Below are 20,063 nucleotides of genomic sequence, written 5' to 3' on the forward strand. Positions count from 1 at the left end.
GTTATCGAATACCGCTGCGCCTGTATAGTTACCTGTGTGGTTAAGTCTGCCCGCAACGGGCTTCTGCAGGGCCTGGCACGGCAATAAAAACCAATTTTACCTTGAGTATAATGGCTCTGCATGGTATAAAGCGCGCGCTTTTTGAAATATCCGAATTACCAGGCTTTTACTGTTACCTGACGTCTGCGAATACGCCTGGCTGATTGTAACAATGTAAATGCTTTGGTATCTGGTTTCATAAAGTACACAAACTTAAATTAAAACACACATACACTGTGACTGCGTATCGGGGTGTCTAGCTTAGTAATAAGTGCGGATCGATACAAAGGGTGTATGGAGGCCTAACCCCAATTGAGGAAAATATAATGGCAAACGTTTCTATGCGTGACATGCTGAAAGCCGGTGTGCATTTCGGTCACCAAACCCGTTACTGGAACCCTAAGATGAAACCTTACATCTTTGGCGCTCGTAACAAAGTTCATATCATCAATCTGGAAAAAACCGTTCCTTTATTTAACGAAGCACTTAACTTCCTGTCTGGTGTGTCGTCGAAAAAAGGTAAAGTGTTGTTCGTTGGTACTAAACGTGCAGCCGGTGATGCGGTTAAAGAAGCAGCACAGAAATGTGACCAGTTTTATGTGAACAAGCGTTGGTTAGGCGGTATGCTGACTAACTGGAAGACCGTTCGTCAGTCAATTAAGCGTCTGAAAGATCTTGAGCAACAAAGCCAGGACGGTACTTTCGAAAAGCTGACCAAAAAAGAAGCGCTGATGCTTCAGCGTGAAATGGACAAGCTGGAAAACAGCCTGGGTGGTATTAAAGACATGGGCGGTTTGCCAGATGTATTGTTTGTTATCGATGCCGATCACGAACACATCGCTGTTACTGAAGCCCGCAACCTGGGTATCCCGGTTGTGTCTGTTGTAGATACTAACTCTAACCCGGACGGTGTTGATTACATCATTCCTGGTAATGACGATGCGATTCGTGCAATTCAATTGTACTTAAACGCCGCTGCTGACGCAGTGAGTGCAGGTCGCAACAACAACCTGGAAGTACAGGCTGAAGACGATTTCGTTGAAGCAGCTGAGTAATCCGCGTTATTAGTCTGAGGCTCGAACGGGCCTCAGATTAATTTGTACCGATCGATTCAAGATCGAAACCTAAGAATTAATTAGAAGGGGCTGCTGCCCCTTTTACTGTAAATTATTATTTGCTGAGGAATTGAAAATGGCAGTGACTGCAGCACTCGTAAAAGAATTGCGTGAGCGTACTGGCGCCGGCATGCTGGATTGCAAAAAAGCGTTAGTTGAGACCGATGGTGATATCGAACTGGCCATCGAAAACATGCGTAAGTCAGGTCAGGCGAAAGCCGCTAAGAAAGCAGGCCGTATCGCTGCAGAAGGCGTTATCCTGACTAAAGTTGAAGGTGGTAAGGCTACCATGCTTGAACTGAACTGCGAAACTGACTTTGTTGCTCGCGACGAAGGCTTTTTAGCATTTGGTAACAAACTGCTTACCGTTGCATTTGACAAAGGTCTTAACGACATCGAAGAACTGAACGCGTCTGAAATTGACGGCGGCGTAGTCAGCGATGTGCGTGATGCATTGGTTGCTAAAATTGGTGAAAACATCTCTCCGCGTCGCGTACTGACTGTTGAAGGTGAAACTCTTGGTGCATACGTTCATGGCGGCCGTATCGGCGTTGTGTCTATCCTGACCAGTGGTGATGAAGAGCTGGCGAAAGACGTTGCTATGCACGTTGCCGCTTCGAGCCCACAGTTTGTTAAGCCTGAGCAGGTACCAGCTGAGGTAGTAGAGAAAGAGAAAGCCATTCAGATCGAGATTGCTATGCAATCTGGTAAGCCTGCAGACATCGCAGAGAAAATGGTTGCTGGCCGTATGAAGAAATTCACCGGCGAAATCAGCCTGACTGGTCAGCCTTTCGTAAAAGATCCATCTGTCTCTGTTGGTGAGCTGTTGAAGTCAAACGGTGCTGACGTGGTTAACTTTGTTCGCTTTGAAGTGGGCGAAGGTATCGAGAAAAAGAGTGAAGATTTTGCTGCCGAAGTAGCAGCGCAAATGGCAGCTGCTAAGAAATAATTAGCGGTTTGACTTTTGCATTCGGCCAATGTCGGATACACTACCAAGCACCTCTTCGGGGGTGCTTTTTTATGTACGAAAGATCTAAAATAAAAGCCGATTAAGTCGGTTTGGCTCATAGTTTGTCAGCGAAATATGACCCAAGCCGAATCAAGAGGAAACAATAACAATGAGCATCGCACCAAAATCAGCCTACCGACGCATCCTGCTTAAGCTAAGTGGTGAAGCGCTTATGGGGAATGAAGGCTTTGGCATTGATCCTAAAGTACTGGACCGAATGGCCCAGGAGATCAAAGAACTGGTAGAGTTAGGTGTTCAGGTGGGACTGGTTATCGGTGGTGGTAATCTGTTCCGTGGTGAAGGACTCGCCAAAGCTGGTATGAACCGTGTTGTGGGTGACCACATGGGTATGCTGGCAACAGTTATGAATGGCCTTGCCATGCGTGATGCACTGCATCGTGCCTTTGTAAACGCCCGCATGATGTCTGCTATTCCCCTGAATGGCGTGTGTGATGCCTACAACTGGGCCGAAGCTATCAGCCTTCTTAAGTCTGGACGAGTGGTGATCTTCTCAGCCGGAACCGGTAATCCTTTCTTTACTACAGACTCTGCGGCCTGTTTACGCGGTATTGAAATCGAAGCGGATGCCGTGTTAAAAGCCACTAAAGTCGATGGCGTATACAGTGACGACCCGGTCAAAAACCCCGAGGCTAAATTGTATTCGCAGTTGTCATATGAAGACGTATTGGAAAAAGAATTAAAAGTAATGGATCTGTCGGCGTTTACGCTGGCGCGGGACCATAGCTTGCCAATTCGCGTATTTAACATGAATAAGCCCGGTTGTTTAAAGCGGGTGGTAATGGGAGAGCCAGAAGGTACTCTTATTGACCATGTTGAAAGTGTGAACGAGTAAAAATACAGGAAATAAAACGTGATCGATGAAATAGAATTAGATGCGCGTGAGCGTATGGAAAAAAGTGTAAGTGCGTTAAAGAGCCAGTTCAGTAAAATTCGTACCGGACGAGCGCACCCAAGTTTGTTAGATGGTGTCCAGGTGTCGTATTACGGGTCAGACACGCCCTTACGTCAGGTGGCAAACGTCATTGCTGAAGACAGCCGTACCCTGGCACTGACCGTGTTTGATAAAAGCGCTATTCAGGCAGTTGAAAAAGCTATCATGCAGGCTGATTTGGGCTTAAATCCGATGAGTGCAGGCACGACGATTCGCATCCCGTTGCCCCCGCTTACAGAAGAGCGTCGCAAAGATCTGATCCGCGTGGTTCGTAACGAAGCAGAGCAGGGCCGGGTAGCTATTCGTAACATCCGACGCGATGCTAACAGCGATATTAAAGAACTTCTGAAAGAAAAAGAAATCAGCGAAGATGAGAGCCGCGCTGGTGAAGAGAATGTGCAATCACTGACCAATGAATTTATTAAAAAAGTCGACAATATGTTGACTGATAAAGAAACCGAGTTAATGGAAGTATAGAAAAGCTCATGGCGCAATTGCAGTCTGATACCGACACAACGCTGGCTGAAAAGTCAGCGTTGTTAAACATGCCCAAGCACGTAGCTATTATTATGGATGGCAATGGCCGGTGGGCAAAAAAGAAAGGGAAAATTCGTACGTTTGGTCATCGGGCTGGTGTTGAATCCGTGCGGGCAGCAGTACGCTATGCGCGTAAAAACGCAATTCAATCGCTGACATTATTTGCGTTTAGCAGTGAAAACTGGAAGCGCCCGGACGAAGAAGTCTCTGTTTTGATGGACTTGTTTAACCTGGTGCTTAACAGCGAAGCAAAACGATTAAATAAAAACGGTGTGCGGTTGAAGGTGCTAGGCGACGTCTCGCGGTTTGACCGCAAGCTGGTTGATAAAATCAAACGTGCCGAAGAAATGACCGCTTCAAATCAGGATTTAGTGCTCAATATCGCGGCTAACTACGGCGGCCGCTGGGATATTGTCAACGCGGCCAAACAGCTGATGAGTAAGGTGTCGGAAGGTGAGTTGGACATTGCCGCCGTCGATGAAACTGAATTCGATAAATATATGTCCACGCAGGGGTTACCGGAGCTTGATTTGCTTATTCGTACCGGAGGCGAGCACCGCATTAGTAATTTCTTGTTGTGGCAATGTGCTTATGCAGAACTGTATTTTACCGATGTGTTGTGGCCGGATTTCGATGAACAGGCGTTTGCATTAGCGGTAAAAGATTTTAATGTACGTCAGCGCCGCTTCGGCCTCATCGGTGAGCAAGTCGAAACAGCTGAGATTGAAAGCTGATGTTATTCTCATCAATGCCGCCATCTTTTTATAAAAGACCCTGCACATGTTAAAACAACGAATCATTACGGCGATCATTCTGGCGCCGCTGGCTATTCTGGCTATTCTATTTTTACCCATTACCATGTTCCAGTATGTGATAGCCGGCGTTGTTGCGCTCGGTGGTTACGAGTGGGCGAATATGTCTGGTTTGTCGTCGCGGCCTGTCAAGGTAGTGTTTGGACTTGCACTACTGGCAGTCTGTCTTGGGTTAATTGCCTTGGTAGACGTTGAGCTGATTTGGTTTCAGGGGTCACTCAATGCGCTTTACCACTGGATTTTGTCACTGGCGGCACTGTGGTGGCTGGCATCCTTGTTCATGATTATTGCCTATCCACGCTATTCTGCTTTTTGGCAGCAAAGCTGGATTATTCGTTGTCTGTTTGGCGTGATTACGCTGATTCCCACCTGGGTAGCCGTGGTGGCCCTGCGTTCAAGCCTTTACGATGTGGACACGTTTTACGGTGCATCGCTTATTTTTTATGTGTTAGGTATTGTGTGGGCGGCGGATATTGGTGCGTTTTTCGTAGGTGTAAAGTTTGGCCGGCATAAACTAAGGCCTAACGTATCGCCGGGTAAGACCTTCGAGGGTTTATTTGGTGGTGTGATGGCGTCGTTTGCTATCATCGCCTTTGCCGCCTTACATTATCAGGTTGAAAGTTCGCGTATATGGTTACATCTGCTGATTGGTGGCTTAACTGTTGCCGTGTCGGCGCTGGGCGATTTAAACGAAAGTATGTTTAAACGCTGTGCCGGAATAAAAGACAGCGGCCGCATCCTGCCTGGCCACGGTGGTCTGATGGACCGAATCGATAGCCTGACAGCGGCATTCCCTGTGTTCGCGTATTGTTACGTCACCTGGATGGCCTGATGCTGACAATCACCATTTTAGGCGCAACCGGTTCAATCGGGCAAAGTACGCTGGACGTAATAAGCCGGCATCCGGATGACTTTCGTGTATTTGCCATCACCGGTCACAAACAGGTTGAACTGCTCGTCAGACAGGCTAAAGCCTGTAATGCACGGTATATCGTGGTGGCCGATGACGCCGACTATGCCCAAGCATCCCTGTTGGTTAATCAGTATCAGTTAACCTCCGAAGTCCTCAGTGGTCAACGGGCTCTTGAAGAAGTCGCCTCGGCACCTGAGGTTGATGCTGTCATGGCTGCAATTGTTGGCGCGGCAGGACTGGAGCCTACTCTGGCAGCAGTAAGAGCTGGTAAACGGGTATTGTTAGCCAATAAAGAGTCACTGGTGATGTCGGGGGCATTGTTTATGGATGCTGCCAAACAATCAAAAGCCGAAATACTACCTATTGATAGCGAACACAATGCCATTTTTCAGTGCTTGCCAGAAAACTTTGAGTACGGCAATTTAGTGGCGTCGGGGATCAGTAAAATCCTTTTAACCGGCTCAGGCGGGCCATTTCGCGAACGGGACGTAACGACTTTTGATTCCATTACGCCAGACGAGGCATGTAGCCATCCTAACTGGGATATGGGGCGTAAAATCTCGGTAGATTCGGCAACCATGATGAATAAAGGCCTGGAATTTATAGAGGCCTGTTGGTTGTTTGGGCTGACACCAGACAACATTCAGGTGGTATTGCATCCGCAAAGTACGGTTCACTCGATGGTGCAATACATTGATGGCTCTGTGGTCGCGCAGATGGGCAATCCGGATATGCGAACACCGATTGCCTATGGCCTGGGTTACCCGCAGCGTATTAATGCCGGTGTTGCGCCATTAGATTTTGCAACCCTGGCCGATTTATCATTTAGCACCCCGGATCCGGCGCGTTTCCCCAATCTGTATCTGGCCATTGACGCCTGCCGTTCGGGTCAGTCAGCCACGACAAGGCTTAACGCCGCCAATGAGATAGCCGTGGAGGCTTTTTTAGCAAAGCGCATTAATTTTAACCGAATCGCACAAATTAACAGCGAAGTGTTAAATCGTTTTGAACCAACTGAGGTTTCGTCTATCCAACAGGTTCTGGAATTAGACCGGCAGGCAAGACTTGCCGCATTAACATTGGTTGAGGAAGGTTAGGGCGTGTTTGAATTTTTACGTAACGCCGGAGCGTTTATCATTGCACTAGGCATACTGGTCGCCGTGCATGAGTGGGGGCATTATTATGTCGCGCGGCGCTGTGGTGTGTTTGTAAAACGTTTCTCGATAGGTTTTGGTAAACCTATCTGGAGTAAGACCGACCGCCATGGTACCGAATTCGCGTTGGCAGCCATTCCTTTGGGGGGTTACGTCCGCATGCTCGATGAACGCATTGATGAGGTGCCGCCGGAGCTTTCCTCACAGGCGTTTAACCGCAAATCGGTAGGCCAGCGCATGGCCATTATTGCCGCCGGGCCTGGGGTTAACTTTATCTTTGCCGCTATCGCGCTCTACGTGATGTATCTGATTGGTATAAGCACAGTGAAACCTGTCATTGGTGACGTCGCACCGCAGAGTATCGCTGCGCAGGCCGGCCTCACAGAGCAAATGGAAATTACCCATATTGGCGAGCGTGAAACCCCGGATTGGGAAGCGGTTAACTTTGAATTAATGTCGCACATTGGTCAGTCGTCAATGGAGATGACGGTGGTTAATCCCAGAGGTGTGTCACAACAGCGGACGCTAAACATCACAGCATGGAACTTTGACGAAGAATCGGAGTCTCCTTTACGCAGTATGGGAATAACCGAGTTCAGACCTGAAGCAACATTAAACGTTGCTTATGTGGCAGAGACTTCGGCGGCCGCTAAAGCGGGGTTAGAAAAAGGCGATCTGATTACTGCACTCAACGGTGAGTCGGTGGAGTCATGGCAGGCTCTGGTAGAAGAAATTCAGGCCAAACCGGGCGAAGAAGTGGTGATAAGTGTAAACAGGGCTGGTCAAACCTATGACCTTTCTGCCACAATTGGTCGCCGTGATACGCCAGATGGCCAAAGTGGCTACCTGGGTGTGAGTCCATATGCCGAGCCGTGGCCAGATGGTTATGTGTTTACTCACCAGTATGGGATACTGGAGGCTATTGGCAAAGCCGTAGATAAGACTTGGCGCTTAATGACGTTAAGCGTTGAGATGATTGGTAAGTTAGTCACCGGTGATGTATCGGTGAAAAACCTGAGTGGTCCTATTGCGATTGCTCAGGGTGCCGGAAATAGTGCAGGGTATGGGTTGGTTTACTTTCTGAGTTTTCTGGCCCTCATCAGTGTTAACCTGGGTATCGTAAATTTGCTGCCCCTACCAATGCTTGATGGCGGTCACCTGATGTACTTCACCATTGAGTGGATAACCGGTAAGCCGGTTCCTGAGGAAGTTCAGGAATGGGGCTTTAGAATCGGAGCAATGTTGTTGTTTACAATTATGAGCATTGCCATATTTAATGATATTACGCGTTTGTCGTGAGTTTTTATAAACGCGAGCAAGAACAAGCCAACGCAGCAGGAAGAAAAAGAATAGATGAAGTTTAATCAGTTAGTAGTAGCCGGAATTCTCTACTCCAGTGCTAGCTTAGCCAACGCTGCATCAGACAACAGTGAGTTTGTCGTTGAAGATATTCGGGTTGAAGGGTTACAACGGGTTGCCTTAGGCGCGGCGTTGACGTACATACCAGTTCAGCGTGGCGATGAAGTTAATACATTCCGCATCACTCAGTTGATCCGTTCACTATACTCATCCACGCACTTTGAGGACATTGAAGTGCTTCGTGATGGTAACACGCTGGTTATCAAAGTTGCTGAGCGACCTACCATCAGTAACATCATTTTTGAGGGTAACGACGACATCAAAGACGAACAGTTGCAGGAAAGCCTGGATGGCAGCAACATTCGTATTGGTGAGCCGCTGGACAAAACCGTTCTGACCTCGATTGAGAATGGCCTGAAGGACTTTTTCTACAGTATCGGTAAATATAATGCTGACGTGACGGCAATCATTACGCCGTTGCCGCGTAACCGGGTTGATTTGAAACTGTTGTTCGAAGAAGGCGACGCCGCCAGCATTAAACAGATTAACATCGTTGGTAATGAGCTGTTCAGTGACGAGGAGTTACTGGAAGATTTTGAGTTACAGTTTAATACCGCCTGGTGGGATTTCTTATCTGAAACCCGTTATCAGCAGCAAACGCTGCAAGGTGATATGGAAACCCTGCGTAACTTTTACATGGACCGCGGTTATTTGCGGTTTAACGTAGACTCTACCCAGGTCGCCATGACGCCCGAGAAAGATGCGATTTATATCAGCATGAACGTAACGGAAGGCGAACAATATGAAATCTCTGAAGTTGAGCTGGTCGGTGAACTGCTAGGCCACGAAAACTACATAGAGCAAGTGTTGCCACTGACACCGGGTGAGCTGTATAACCAGGCAGAAGTGACTTATACCGAAGAATTTATCAGTAAATACCTGGGCCGGTTTGGCTATGCTTATCCTACCGTCACCACGGTACCGGAAATCAACGACGAAGATAAAACGGTTAAGTTAACGCTGCGCGTTGATCCGGGTAAACGTATTTATGTCCGCCGTATTAACTTTACCGGCAATACCGTAACCGCCGACGAAGTATTGCGTCAGAACGTGGTGCAAATGGAAGGTACCTGGTTATCCAACTCTATGCTGGAAACATCCAAAAACAGCATGTCGCGCTTAACCTATATGGAAGAAGTCGAGTTTGAAACGGTGCGTATTCCCGGTAAAGAAGATCAGGTTGACGTGGAATTTAGTGTAAAAGAACAGCCTTCCGGCTCGTTTAATGCTGGTATCAGCTACGGCGACCGCACCAAACTTGGCCTACAGGCCGGTATTCAACAGGATAACTTCCTTGGTACCGGTAAGCGCGTTGGTATTAACGTTAGCACGGTGTCTTATCAAAAGTCAGCGCAGCTATCCTATACGGACCCGTTCTTTACCATTGACGGCATCAGTTTAGGTGGCACGGTTGCCTACAGCGAATTTGACGGTTCGAGCTTTAACGTTATTTCTTACAATCAAAAACGTTGGTCTGTGGGCGGCACCATTGGTTACCCCATTGATGAGTTTAACCGTATCAGCTTTGGTCTGACTTATTCTGATATAGAATTGTCAAATCGCGGTAACTACATACAAACAAACCGGTTTTACAGTCAGTTTACTGACGAACTTAATCCGGACGCGCCAATATCTTATACCAGCTTAGAAAGTTCAGTTTCATGGAGTCGCAGCACCATCAACCGGGGCTTATTCCCCACTGCGGGGTCGACTCAGCGCGCGTCATTTAATATCACCACGCCAAACTCTGACGTTAATTACTTTAAATCCATCTACGATGCGAAATTCTATTTTCCGCTTACCCGTAACCAAAAATGGTCGGTGTTAACCAAATTAAGAGTCGGGTATGGTAATGGTTATGGCGACGTTAACGGTAACGATCAAATACTGCCGTTTACCCAGAACTTCACCGCGGGTGGTGCCGATACCCTGCGTGGTTTCGAAAATAATACGGTAGGGCCCCGTGGTATTTTCCGCACAGCAGGCGGAAATACAATAACATTGCCTGACGGTACGAAAATTCCGGGTGACCCATCAGGTGACAGTTACCAGTTATCGCGCCGCAGTTTGGGCGGCAACGCGATGATATTGGGTGGGGTAGAGCTTATTACACCTACGCCATTCATCGAAGACGATGCCTCAAATTCTGTAAGAACCAGCGTATTTATTGATGTTGGTAACGTGTGGGATACTGAATTTGATTACGACGAGTATAAAGAGCTGAATAATTTAAACAGTTCAGAGCAATTGCTGGATTATTCAGATTGGAGTTTGTTTCGCAGTTCTGCCGGTATTTCTGTACAATGGATTTCGCCAATGGGCCCTATGGTCTTTAGTTTCTCCAAAGCATTGCAAGAACGCGAAGGGGATGATGCGAGATTCTTTACATTTAATATTGGTCAAACATTTTAATTTAAGCTGGCTCAGACCAGAAAATAAGAGGAGTTCCTTTTGAAAAAATTGGCAACATACGCAATTGCATCGGCAATGTTAGGAAGTGCGATGTTTAGTTCGGCTGCGATAGCGCAGCAGAAAATTGGCGTCGTAAATGTACAAGGTATTTATCAGGCTCTTCCACAGGCGGCGGAAATTCAGAATGCCATCTCGATGGAATTTAAAGAGCAGGTTGATGAAGTCAATATGCTACAACGTGACGGTCAACTGTACGCTGAAAAGTTACAACGTGACGCGGCCACGATGAGTGCTCAGGAAAAGTCAGAACTGGAAGAGAAAATCCTTTCTGTACGTGAGCAACTTTCGCAAAAAGTACAACCTCTGCAACAAAATATTCAGCGTCGTCAGAACGAAGAACGTAACAAGCTGCTGGCGCTGATCAAGCAGGCCATTGACTCGGTTGCTGCCGAAGGCGAATACGATCTTGTACTGGATGCACCAGCAGTTGTTTATGCTGACGAAAGCCATGACCTGTCTCAACAGGTATTGGATCAGATGGGTAAGCTTAACTAAGCACTACCGGTCCTGTTTAAAGCCGCAGGCTATATTTGTGTAGCGTTTACGGCCCGCTGCACAGCAACAAGTATCTTAATCGTATTTAATCAGACCAGCGCATTGTGTTGGTCTGATTTGTTTTTATGTGATTAACGCGTAAGGTTGCGGCCCATATGAAATTGTAGCGGCAAAGTCACCACCCAGGGAGCTGTCTGCTTGTATTGCGTCGAAGGAGATAATTTTTGGCCAACTCACTAAATACCATCGAAATCCGTGAAATCATGGATTTACTACCTCACAGGTATCCATTTCTGTTAATCGACAGAGTCACAGACTATGAGCTGGGTGTAAGTATAAAAGCCTACAAAAACATCACATTTAACGAGCCGTGTTTTACCGGACATTTCCCTGATTATCCTATTTTTCCGGGGGTCCTTATCCTTGAGGCTATGGCTCAGGCAGCCGGCGTGTTAGGTTTCAAAACCATCGAAAAAAACGATAAGCTATACTTGTATGCAGGGATTGACAATGCACGTTTTAAACGACCGGTAACGCCCGGTGACAGACTCGACTTTGATGTATGTCTGGTTAAAGAACGTCGCGGTATCTGGAAATTTAAAGGTGTAGCCAGTGTTGATGGCGAAGAAGCCTGTAACGCTGAATTTATGTGTGCAATGAGAGAGAAAGAATAACGTGATCCATGAATCAGCGGTGATTTCGCCAAACGCCACTATTGGTGAAAATGTCACCGTCGGCCCCTTTTCAATTGTTGGCGACAACGTCGTCATAGGCGACAACTGTCGACTTGAGTCGCATGTTGTTGTGAAGGGCCCCACGCGTATTGGCAGTGGTAACCATTTTTATCAGTTCACATCCATCGGCGAGGACTGCCAGGATAAGAAATATGCCGGTGAACTCACCGAACTTGTCATTGGCGATAACAATGTCTTTCGTGAGGGGGTTACTGTGCACCGTGGTACCGTTCAGGATCAGGGTATCACGCGCATTGGCTCAGGTAATTTACTGATGGTAAATGCCCACGTCGCCCACGATTGTGTGATTGGTGATAACACCATTCTGGCGAACAATGTGGCGGTTGCCGGGCATGTTGAAATTGGCGATCACGCCATATTAGGCGGCACTACCGCCGTGCATCAGTTCTGTAAAATCGGTAAGCATGCCTTTACCGGTGGCGGCGCTATTGTATTGCGCGATATTCCGCCTTTTGTCATGGTCAGTGGTACCAAGCACGTGCCACAGGGGATTAACTCAGAAGGGTTACGTCGCCGCGGTTATAGCAAAGAGACCATCATGGCGATTAAACGTGCCTATAAAGTCATTTACCGCGACAACAACACCATTGGTGAAGCTGTCACAAAGCTCAAAGATATGGCGACAGAGCATGATGAAATCGCGTTACTGGTTAATTTTCTTACCGGCTCTGAACGCGGTATAGTCCGTTAAGGCATGCCAAATAAACCTCTACGTATCGCGGTCGTTGCCGGAGAAGCCTCCGGTGACGTGCTTGCAGCAGGATTAATAAAAGCACTGCGTCAACGTCACCCGGATGCGATTTTTGAAGGCATCGCCGGGCCACAAATGCAAGCTGCCGGGTGCACCAGTCTTTTTGATATTGAAATCTTGTCGGTGATGGGGCTGGTTGAAGTCTTGTCGAGTATTCGGCCCATCCTGAAAGTTAAAAATGCCCTTATTGATCACTTTATTCAACAACCACCTGATGTGTATATTGGTGTCGACGCGCCTGATTTTAACTTACGCGTTGAAACGGTATTAAAACAACAGGGCATCAAAACCATTCATTATGTCAGTCCGACAGTATGGGCGTGGCGTGAAAAGCGCATACATAAAATTGCCAGAGCGACTCACAGGGTGTTGGGGATTTTCCCATTCGAACAGCAGGTTTATGAGCAATATCAGGTGCCCTATACCTTTGTAGGCCATACCATGGCCGATATCATCGCCATTGAGCCTGATCAGGTGGCAGCGCGTAAGACACTGACATTAAACAACAACACCCCATGCCTTGCGATGTTACCCGGGAGTCGGGGGGGCGAAGTAGCCAGGCTGCTGCCGGTATTTTGTGCCACGGTAGAGCGCCTGTGGCAACATAAACCCCAGTGTCAGATTGTTATTCCGGCGGCTAATCATCGCCGTTACCAGCAGATTCAGTCATATTTAGACGTACACTTTTCGCATTGGCAAAACGACCAACGGGTGACGCTTGTTGAAGGGCACTCCCGCGACGCCATGATAGCCAGCGACGTGATATTGCTGGCCTCCGGCACGGCAACCCTCGAAGCGATGCTGTGTAAGCGGCCCATGGTGGCGGCGTATCTATTGTCCTGGCTCACCCACAAATTGATGATGAAAATGTACAAGCCCGATTACTTTGCCTTGCCGAATATCCTCGCCAACGAGCAACTGGTGCCAGAACTGTTACAAGACGCGGTGAATCCCGACAGGCTGTGCGCAGAATTACTGGCATTGTTTGATGCTGATAATCGCCAACTCACGGAGCGTTTTGTAACGCTGCATAAAACGTTGAAGCGAAATGCCGATGAACAAGCGGCAGCGGCGGTGCTGGAGGTTATCAATGAATAGGTTGACAGCGGGGGTCGACGAAGTAGGTCGTGGGCCACTGGTTGGAGACGTAGTGACCGCCGCGGTTATCCTGGATCCCAGCAAGCCCATCGCCGGCCTTACTGACTCCAAAAAACTCAGCGAAAAAAAGCGTATTGCCTTGTCGGCGGAAATTAAAAAAAATGCGTTGGCCTGGGCAATCGGGCGAGCTACCCCAACAGAGATAGACCAGCTTAATATATTGCATGCCACCATGTTGGCCATGACTCGCGCTGTGGATGCCCTGCTACTGACACCTGATTACGTGTTGGTAGATGGCAATCGTTTACCTAAGTGGGCGTATGCGGCTGAGGCAGTGGTAAAAGGCGACAGCTTACACCCAGAAATTTCCGCGGCATCGATTATCGCCAAAGTAGAACGCGATAACGATATGCTTGAGCTCGACAAACGCTATCCAGCGTATGGGTTTGCCGCGCACAAGGGCTACCCCACTAAAGCCCATTTTGCAGCACTGGCCGACAACGGTGTATTATCCTGTTATCGAAAAAGCTTTAAGCCTGTCCAGGCCCTGCTTACGGCCCAGGGGTCGATGGCAACCACAAAAGGTTAAGTACCAACATGTCAGCAAATTTCGTTCATCTGCGGGTGCACAGTGACTATTCCATGATGGATGGCCTTAATAAGGTCAAGCCCATACTTGCCAAAGTTGAAGAACTTGGCATGCCAGCGGTGGCCATTACCGATCAGATGAATATGTGTGGCCTGGTAAAGTATTATTCCGAAGCCCACGCACGCGGTATTAAGCCCATTATCGGCTGTGACTTTTGGGTGCTGAGCGAAGATTTTGATGACGCCCCTTTCCGTTTAACCCTGTTAGCCATGGACAACGAGGGATATAAAAACATCACCTTGTTGATTTCTAAAGCCTATTTGCGTGGTCATGTGGGTCACCGGGCGGTGATCGACAGAGAGTGGCTGGCAGAGCATTCCCAGGGCGTTATTGTGCTCTCCGGCGGTATGAAAGGGGATATAGGCCAACTGCTCATTAAAAATAACCCTCGTTTGCTGCAAGACAATCTGGCGTTTTATCAGCAGCATTTTGCCGACCGCTATTATCTGGAGTTGGTGCGCACTGGCCGGCGCGGTGAAGAAGATTACATTCATGCGGCTTTTGCGTTAGCTGAACAAAATGGTTTACCGGTGGTGGCCACCAACGAAGTCTGTTTTATTGATCGTGATAAGTTTGAAGCGCATGAAATCCGGGTGGCCATTCATGATGGCTACACGCTGGATGACAAACGCCGGCCCAAAAACTACAGCGAACAGCAGTATCTGCGCACCGCAGAAGAAATGGCCGCGCTGTTCGAAGATATTCCCGAGGCGCTGGAAAATACCGTTGAGATAGCCAAGCGATGTAACGTAACAGTACGTTTGGGTGAGTATTTCCTGCCGCAGTTTCCTACCGGCGGCATGACTACCGAAGACTTTTTAGTCAAAGTCTCTGAAGAAGGCCTTGAAGAACGCCTTGAGTTCTTGTTTCCTGATGAAGCCGAGCGGGCCGAAAAACGGCCGCCTTATGATGAACGCTTAAACATAGAGCTGGGCGTTATTAACCAAATGGGCTTTCCCGGCTACTTCCTGATTGTTATGGAGTTCATACAGTGGAGTAAGGATAACGGCATTCCGGTAGGGCCGGGGCGGGGTTCCGGCGCCGGGTCGTTAGTGGCTTATGCACTTAAAATCACAGATCTTGATCCCCTTGAGTTTGACTTGCTTTTCGAACGCTTTTTGAACCCGGAACGGGTGTCCATGCCCGACTTCGACGTTGACTTTTGTATGGACAGACGGGATGAGGTTATCGATCACGTGGCCGAGTTGTACGGCCGTGGCGCAGTGTCCCAAATCATAACCTTTGGCACCATGGCAGCTAAAGCGGTGGTGCGTGACGTGGGCAGGGTGCTCGGTCACCCCTATGGGTTTGTTGATCGCATTTCAAAGTTAATTCCACCTGATCCGGGCATGACGCTGAGCAAAGCCTTCGAGGCTGAACCGCGTTTACCCGAGCTTTATGATCAGGACGAAGAAGTACGCGATCTCATAGATATGGCGCGTATTCTTGAGGGCGTTACCCGTAATGCCGGTAAGCACGCCGGTGGAGTGGTGATTGCGCCGACCACCATTACAGACTTCGCGCCGCTTTATTGCGACGATGAAGGTAAAAACCCGGTTACCCAATTTGACAAAAACGATGTGGAAACGGCCGGGCTGGTTAAGTTTGACTTCTTGGGTCTGCGGACCCTGACTATTATCCAGTGGGCGCTGGATATGGTGAAAGAAGGGCAGGGCAAAGACATTGATATCTCGGCCATTCCACTGGAGGATAAAAAAAGCTTTCGCTCTTTGCAAGCGGCCGAAACGACTGCCGTATTCCAGCTTGAATCCCGCGGTATGAAAGAGCTTATCAAACGCCTTAAGCCTGACTGCTTTGAAGATATTATCGCCTTGGTGGCGTTATTCCGCCCCGGTCCGCTGCAATCGGGCATGGTAGATAACTTTATCGACCGTAAACACGGTCGCGAGGCGATTTCTTACCCGGATGAAAATTACCAGCACGAGTGCCTGCAGGAAATCCTTGAGCCCACTTATGGCATTATTCTGTACCAGGAGCAGGTAATGCAAATTGCTCAGGAGATGGCTGGGTATTCTCTGGGCGGCGCCGACTTGCTGCGCCGGGCAATGGGTAAGAAAAAGCCCGAAGAAATGGAAAAGCAGCGGGCGGTATTTGCTGAAGGCTCGAAAAACAACAATATCGACCCTGATCTGGCAATGAAAATCTTTGATCTGGTTGAAAAGTTTGCCGGCTATGGTTTTAACAAATCACACTCGGCGGCCTATGCCCTGGTGTCCTATCAAACCCTTTGGCTAAAGGTACATTATCCGGCTGAGTTTATGGCGGCCGTCATGTCGGCGGATATGGATAACACCGACAAAATCGTCACCCTGGTAGATGAATGTGCCCGCATGGGACTGGAAATACTGCCACCTGATCTGAATATCGGCCGCTACAAGTTCACCGTCGACCCCCAGGGGCGCATTGTCTACGGTATTGGTGCCATCAAAGGGGTCGGTGAAGGCCCGATTGAAGCCATTATCGAAGCGCGGGAAACCCAGGGGGCGTTTTCAGACTTATTTGATTTTTGTGCCAAGGTCGACCTTAAGCGGGTTAATAAGCGGGTGCTGGAAAAACTGGTCCTGTCGGGCGCTATGGATAACCTTGGGCCTTATCGTGCGGCGTTAATGGCGACATTGCCTGAGGCAATTGCCGCCGCCGATCAACATGCTAAGGCCGAATCCTTTGGGCAGTCTGATATGTTTGGCTTACTGACTACCGAGCCAGAACAGGTGCGCCAGGCCTTTGCTGAAGTGCCGCCGTGGCCTGAGAAAGTCTGGCTTGAGGGCGAAAAAGATACCCTGGGGCTTTATCTGACGGGTCATCCGATCAATCAATATGCCGAAGAGGTACGCCACTATGTAGATGGTCGTCTGGTTGATTTGCGCCCCACCAACAAGGATCAGATGGCCACGGCTGTCGGACTGGTGCTCGGAGTGCGGGTGATGACCAATAAAAAAGGACGGCGCTGGGCTATTGTTACACTGGATGATAAAAGTGCTAGAATGGACGTCAGATTTTTCCCCGAGATGTACGAGCAATTTGAATCTATTCTGGAATCTGACCGTATATTAGTGGTTAAGGGACAGGTCAGCTTTGATGATTACTCAGGTGGCAATACAATCACCGTCCGGGACGCAATGGACATTGTGCAGGCCAGAGAGAAAAATGCACGTTCTCTGGCATTGCAAGTTGATACTCAATGGTGTAAACCTGATAAGTTATCGTCATTGCAGTCGATTTTGCGAAATTATGCGGGCGGCAGTTGCCCGGTTCAGTTAGATATTTTACATCCGGATGTTGCAGTTTCATTAAAATGCGATGCACATTGGTTTATTACACCCGAAGATCAGTTATTGCACGAATTAAAGCAATGTCTGGGTGAGCAGTCGGTTAAGTTAACCTTCCATTAGCTTGCCGGGGAGTAAAAGTAGGACACGTAATGAGTATACAATTTTTGGATTTTGAACAGCCCATAGCAGAACTAGAAGCAAAAATAGAAGAGCTACGGTTGGTAAATCAGGGTGGTGAGTTTGATGTGGGGATCGAAGAAGAGATCACCCGTCTGCGTACCAAAAGTGCCGATTTAACCGGCAAGATATTTTCTAATTTGGGCGCCTGGCAGATATCCCAACTGGCTCGTCATCCCATGCGTCCGTACACCCATGACTATATTGGTCGTACGTTTACCGAATTTGACGAACTGGCTGGCGACCGTGCATTTGCTGACGATAAAGCCATCGTCGGCGGCCTGGCGAAGTTAGACGACCAGCCGGTTATGCTGATTGGTCATCAAAAAGGGCGCGATGTACCCGAAAAAATAAAACGTAACTTTGGTATGCCAAAGCCTGAAGGTTATCGTAAGGCACTGCGCTTAATGAAATTGGCGGAGCAATTTAAGTTGCCCATCATTACCTTAATTGACACGCCGGGAGCCTATCCGGGGGTGGGTGCTGAAGAGCGCGGCCAGAGTGAAGCCATTGCGCGTAATTTGAAAGAAATGGCGGAGCTGACGGTACCAATTATTTGTACGGTCATCGGCGAAGGGGGGTCCGGCGGAGCGCTGGCAATTGGTGTGGGCGATCGCGTCAACATGTTGCAATACAGCACTTACTCGGTTATCTCGCCGGAAGGTTGTGCGTCGATTCTTTGGAAAAGTGCTGATAAAGCGCCTCAGGCTGCCGAAGCCATGGGCGTAAGTGCGCAGCAAATCAAAGAGTTAGGCTTAATTAATGCCATTATTGATGAGCCTCTTGGCGGCGCGCACCGCGATCATGAGAGCATGTCAGCAAATTTAAAAGCGACGTTGAAACAACAACTCAGCCAGTTACAATCGTTACCGCTGGATAAGTTAATGGAAGAACGCTACGAGCGTTTGATGTCATTCGGTTACTGTTAAACGCGAGCATAAACACGCGTTAACTTGTTTTTAAAGGGCCGCTTGCGGCCCTTTTTTATCACCCAAATAAGGTCTTTTTTGCGCCATGGACGTTATCTGTCATCAGCTTAAACCGGCACTTACTGCGTTGCAGTCTGGTTATCAGCCTGAAACCCTGGTGGTAGGGTTAAGCGGTGGCATCGACTCTGTTGTGCTGCTTCATGCGTTAGTCACACTGAGACAACATTCAGACGCCGACATTAAAGCCCTGCAAGCGGTATACGTAAATCATGGGATCAGCGCCAATGCCATGCAGTGGCAGACCTTTTGTCAGCATTATTGTGAGCAGCTTGATGTCCCTTTTTATGCTCGCCCGGTGAACGTGTTGGCTGGTCCCCGTGAAAGCCTCGAGGCCGTTGCACGCAACGCTCGCTATAACGTATTGCTGACGCAGGCGCAGCAAAGTGGTGGGGCCCTATTAACGGCCCACCATCAGGATGATCAGTTAGAAACTGTGCTGCTACAGTTAAAGCGCGGTGCCGGCCCAAAAGGGTTATCAGGGATGGCCAGCATCAGTGAAACGGGCGGCATTGCCATCGCCCGTCCCATGCTCGGGGTGAGTCGCCAACAAATCGAGGACTATGCCAGGGCCCATGGACTTTCGTGGGTAGACGATGAGTCTAACGCGGATGTGCAATACGATCGTAATTTCTTACGCCATGCCATATTGCCTTTACTGACAGAGCGTTGGCCTGCGATGGCTCAAACTGTATCGCGCAGCGCCGCCCTGTGTGGCGAACAGCAGTTATTAATGGATGAAGTCTGCGATGAACGCCTGGCGAGCATGACGTGTGCATCCAATGAGCGGATTTCAGTGACGGCGCTGAAGCAGGTTTCGCCGCACTGGCAGCGCGCGCTGATAAGGCGTTGGCTGGCGCAACATAACCTGTTAATGCCCAGTGCCAAACAACTTGAGCAACTGACATCAATGCTCTGTGCTAATCCCGACAGCCAGCCGCTGGTGAAACTTAAGGCCGGCGAAATCCGCCGTTTCAAAGATGAGCTTTACTATCTGCATAACGTCAGTGAGGCCGTCACGCTTATGCCTCAGGCTATTGCTCCTGAGACCGATCTGCAGTTAGATGCCCAGGGTATCATTCTGCGTCTGGACGTTGGTCTGCAAGGGGAACAATCTGGCCATACCGGATCAGCGCCTACAGGCACGCCATTAACTTTGGTTAGCCAGGACAAGGACATTAACACGGTGGCAACGCCAGCGCTCAGTATCAAAGTGAAACCAACAGGAAAGGCCCACCACAAACCGCTCAAGCAATGGTTAAAAGAGTGGCATATCCCGCCCTGGGAAAGAGGTAAAATTTTACTGGTAGCGAGCAAAAATGAACCAGTTGCCCTGATTGTTAACGGCAATGTGCTGGCGCTGGATAATCACGGCGACGTGCCTGGTATACTGAGCGTCAGGCATAATAACCATAATAACGCCAATTAGCGGGGCAA

General features: G+C 48.7%; 17 protein-coding genes. All 17 read left to right on the top strand.

The window, feature by feature from the left end; translation table 11 throughout:
• Positions 1-365: 365 nt before the first annotated feature.
• Positions 366-1,094: a 30S ribosomal protein S2 gene (gene rpsB / locus OIK42_RS06445; protein WP_273639220.1), complete on the top strand. Its 729-nt coding sequence runs from the start codon at positions 366-368 to the stop codon at positions 1,092-1,094.
• A gap of 136 nt (positions 1,095-1,230) precedes the next feature.
• A complete protein-coding gene (gene tsf / locus OIK42_RS06450; protein ID WP_273639222.1) occupies positions 1,231-2,103 on the top strand; it encodes a translation elongation factor Ts in 873 nt (290 codons plus the stop codon).
• A gap of 169 nt (positions 2,104-2,272) precedes the next feature.
• A complete protein-coding gene (pyrH, locus tag OIK42_RS06455) occupies positions 2,273-3,016 on the top strand; it encodes a UMP kinase (RefSeq protein WP_273639224.1) in 744 nt (247 codons plus the stop codon).
• Positions 3,017-3,034: 18 nt separating this feature from the next.
• Complete coding sequence (gene frr, locus OIK42_RS06460) at positions 3,035-3,592, top strand: ribosome recycling factor (RefSeq protein ID WP_273639226.1); 558 nt, start codon at positions 3,035-3,037, stop codon at positions 3,590-3,592.
• Positions 3,593-3,660: 68 nt separating this feature from the next.
• Positions 3,661-4,386, top strand: coding sequence for a polyprenyl diphosphate synthase (uppS, locus tag OIK42_RS06465; RefSeq protein WP_374211863.1), 726 nt, complete (start codon positions 3,661-3,663; stop codon positions 4,384-4,386).
• 46 nt (positions 4,387-4,432) lie between these two features.
• Positions 4,433-5,296: a phosphatidate cytidylyltransferase gene (locus OIK42_RS06470; protein WP_273639230.1), complete on the top strand. Its 864-nt coding sequence runs from the start codon at positions 4,433-4,435 to the stop codon at positions 5,294-5,296.
• Positions 5,296-6,474 (top strand): 1-deoxy-D-xylulose-5-phosphate reductoisomerase, encoded by a 1,179-nt coding sequence (gene ispC / locus OIK42_RS06475; protein ID WP_273639232.1) that lies wholly within the window; start codon positions 5,296-5,298, stop codon positions 6,472-6,474. The genes OIK42_RS06470 and ispC overlap by 1 nt, the downstream gene beginning before the upstream one ends.
• A gap of 3 nt (positions 6,475-6,477) precedes the next feature.
• Positions 6,478-7,830, top strand: coding sequence for a sigma E protease regulator RseP (gene rseP, locus OIK42_RS06480; protein ID WP_273639233.1), 1,353 nt, complete (start codon positions 6,478-6,480; stop codon positions 7,828-7,830).
• A 54-nt stretch (positions 7,831-7,884) separates the two neighbouring features.
• Positions 7,885-10,362, top strand: a complete 2,478-nt coding sequence (gene bamA, locus OIK42_RS06485) for an outer membrane protein assembly factor BamA (protein ID WP_273639235.1) — start codon at positions 7,885-7,887, stop codon at positions 10,360-10,362.
• Positions 10,363-10,401: 39 nt separating this feature from the next.
• Positions 10,402-10,917, top strand: coding sequence for an OmpH family outer membrane protein (locus OIK42_RS06490; RefSeq protein WP_273639237.1), 516 nt, complete (start codon positions 10,402-10,404; stop codon positions 10,915-10,917).
• Between the two features lie 224 nt (positions 10,918-11,141).
• Complete coding sequence (gene fabZ, locus OIK42_RS06495) at positions 11,142-11,591, top strand: 3-hydroxyacyl-ACP dehydratase FabZ (protein ID WP_273639238.1); 450 nt, start codon at positions 11,142-11,144, stop codon at positions 11,589-11,591.
• 1 nt (position 11,592) lies between these two features.
• Positions 11,593-12,363, top strand: a complete 771-nt coding sequence (gene lpxA, locus OIK42_RS06500; protein ID WP_273639240.1) for an acyl-ACP--UDP-N-acetylglucosamine O-acyltransferase — start codon at positions 11,593-11,595, stop codon at positions 12,361-12,363.
• Between the two features lie 3 nt (positions 12,364-12,366).
• Positions 12,367-13,521 carry a lipid-A-disaccharide synthase gene (gene lpxB, locus OIK42_RS06505; protein WP_273639242.1) on the top strand — a complete coding sequence of 385 codons (1,155 nt, stop codon included), beginning with the start codon at positions 12,367-12,369 and terminating at the stop codon, positions 13,519-13,521.
• Complete coding sequence (rnhB, locus tag OIK42_RS06510; RefSeq protein ID WP_273639244.1) at positions 13,514-14,110, top strand: ribonuclease HII; 597 nt, start codon at positions 13,514-13,516, stop codon at positions 14,108-14,110. The genes lpxB and rnhB overlap by 8 nt, the downstream gene beginning before the upstream one ends.
• Positions 14,111-14,118: 8 nt before the next feature.
• On the top strand, positions 14,119-17,583 hold the full coding sequence (dnaE, locus tag OIK42_RS06515; RefSeq protein ID WP_273639246.1) for a DNA polymerase III subunit alpha: 3,465 nt from the start codon (positions 14,119-14,121) through the stop codon (positions 17,581-17,583).
• A gap of 29 nt (positions 17,584-17,612) precedes the next feature.
• Positions 17,613-18,569, top strand: coding sequence for an acetyl-CoA carboxylase carboxyl transferase subunit alpha (accA, locus tag OIK42_RS06520; protein WP_273639248.1), 957 nt, complete (start codon positions 17,613-17,615; stop codon positions 18,567-18,569).
• Between the two features lie 85 nt (positions 18,570-18,654).
• Positions 18,655-20,055: a tRNA lysidine(34) synthetase TilS gene (gene tilS / locus OIK42_RS06525; protein WP_273639250.1), complete on the top strand. Its 1,401-nt coding sequence runs from the start codon at positions 18,655-18,657 to the stop codon at positions 20,053-20,055.
• Positions 20,056-20,063: the final 8 nt, after the last annotated feature.

Origin of the sequence: Alteromonas gilva, assembly GCF_028595265.1 — a bacterium.
Taxonomy (GTDB): domain Bacteria; phylum Pseudomonadota; class Gammaproteobacteria; order Enterobacterales; family Alteromonadaceae; genus Alteromonas; species Alteromonas gilva.

Excerpts from the sequence above, each read along its gene's own strand:
- tsf (WP_273639222.1), top strand. The coding sequence starts at position 1,231 with ATGGCAGTGACTGCAGCACTCGTAAAAGAATTGCGTGAGCGTACTGGC.
- pyrH (WP_273639224.1), top strand. The coding sequence starts at position 2,273 with ATGAGCATCGCACCAAAATCAGCCTACCGACGCATCCTGCTTAAGCTA.
- uppS (WP_374211863.1), top strand. The coding sequence starts at position 3,661 with ATGCCCAAGCACGTAGCTATTATTATGGATGGCAATGGCCGGTGGGCA.
- tilS (WP_273639250.1), top strand. The coding sequence starts at position 18,655 with ATGGACGTTATCTGTCATCAGCTTAAACCGGCACTTACTGCGTTGCAG.
- OIK42_RS06470 (WP_273639230.1), top strand. The coding sequence starts at position 4,433 with ATGTTAAAACAACGAATCATTACGGCGATCATTCTGGCGCCGCTGGCT.
- rnhB (WP_273639244.1), top strand. The coding sequence starts at position 13,514 with ATGAATAGGTTGACAGCGGGGGTCGACGAAGTAGGTCGTGGGCCACTG.
- accA (WP_273639248.1), top strand. The coding sequence starts at position 17,613 with ATGAGTATACAATTTTTGGATTTTGAACAGCCCATAGCAGAACTAGAA.
- ispC (WP_273639232.1), top strand. The coding sequence starts at position 5,296 with ATGCTGACAATCACCATTTTAGGCGCAACCGGTTCAATCGGGCAAAGT.
- lpxB (WP_273639242.1), top strand. The coding sequence starts at position 12,367 with ATGCCAAATAAACCTCTACGTATCGCGGTCGTTGCCGGAGAAGCCTCC.
- dnaE (WP_273639246.1), top strand. The coding sequence starts at position 14,119 with ATGTCAGCAAATTTCGTTCATCTGCGGGTGCACAGTGACTATTCCATG.
- rpsB (WP_273639220.1), top strand. The coding sequence starts at position 366 with ATGGCAAACGTTTCTATGCGTGACATGCTGAAAGCCGGTGTGCATTTC.
- bamA (WP_273639235.1), top strand. The coding sequence starts at position 7,885 with ATGAAGTTTAATCAGTTAGTAGTAGCCGGAATTCTCTACTCCAGTGCT.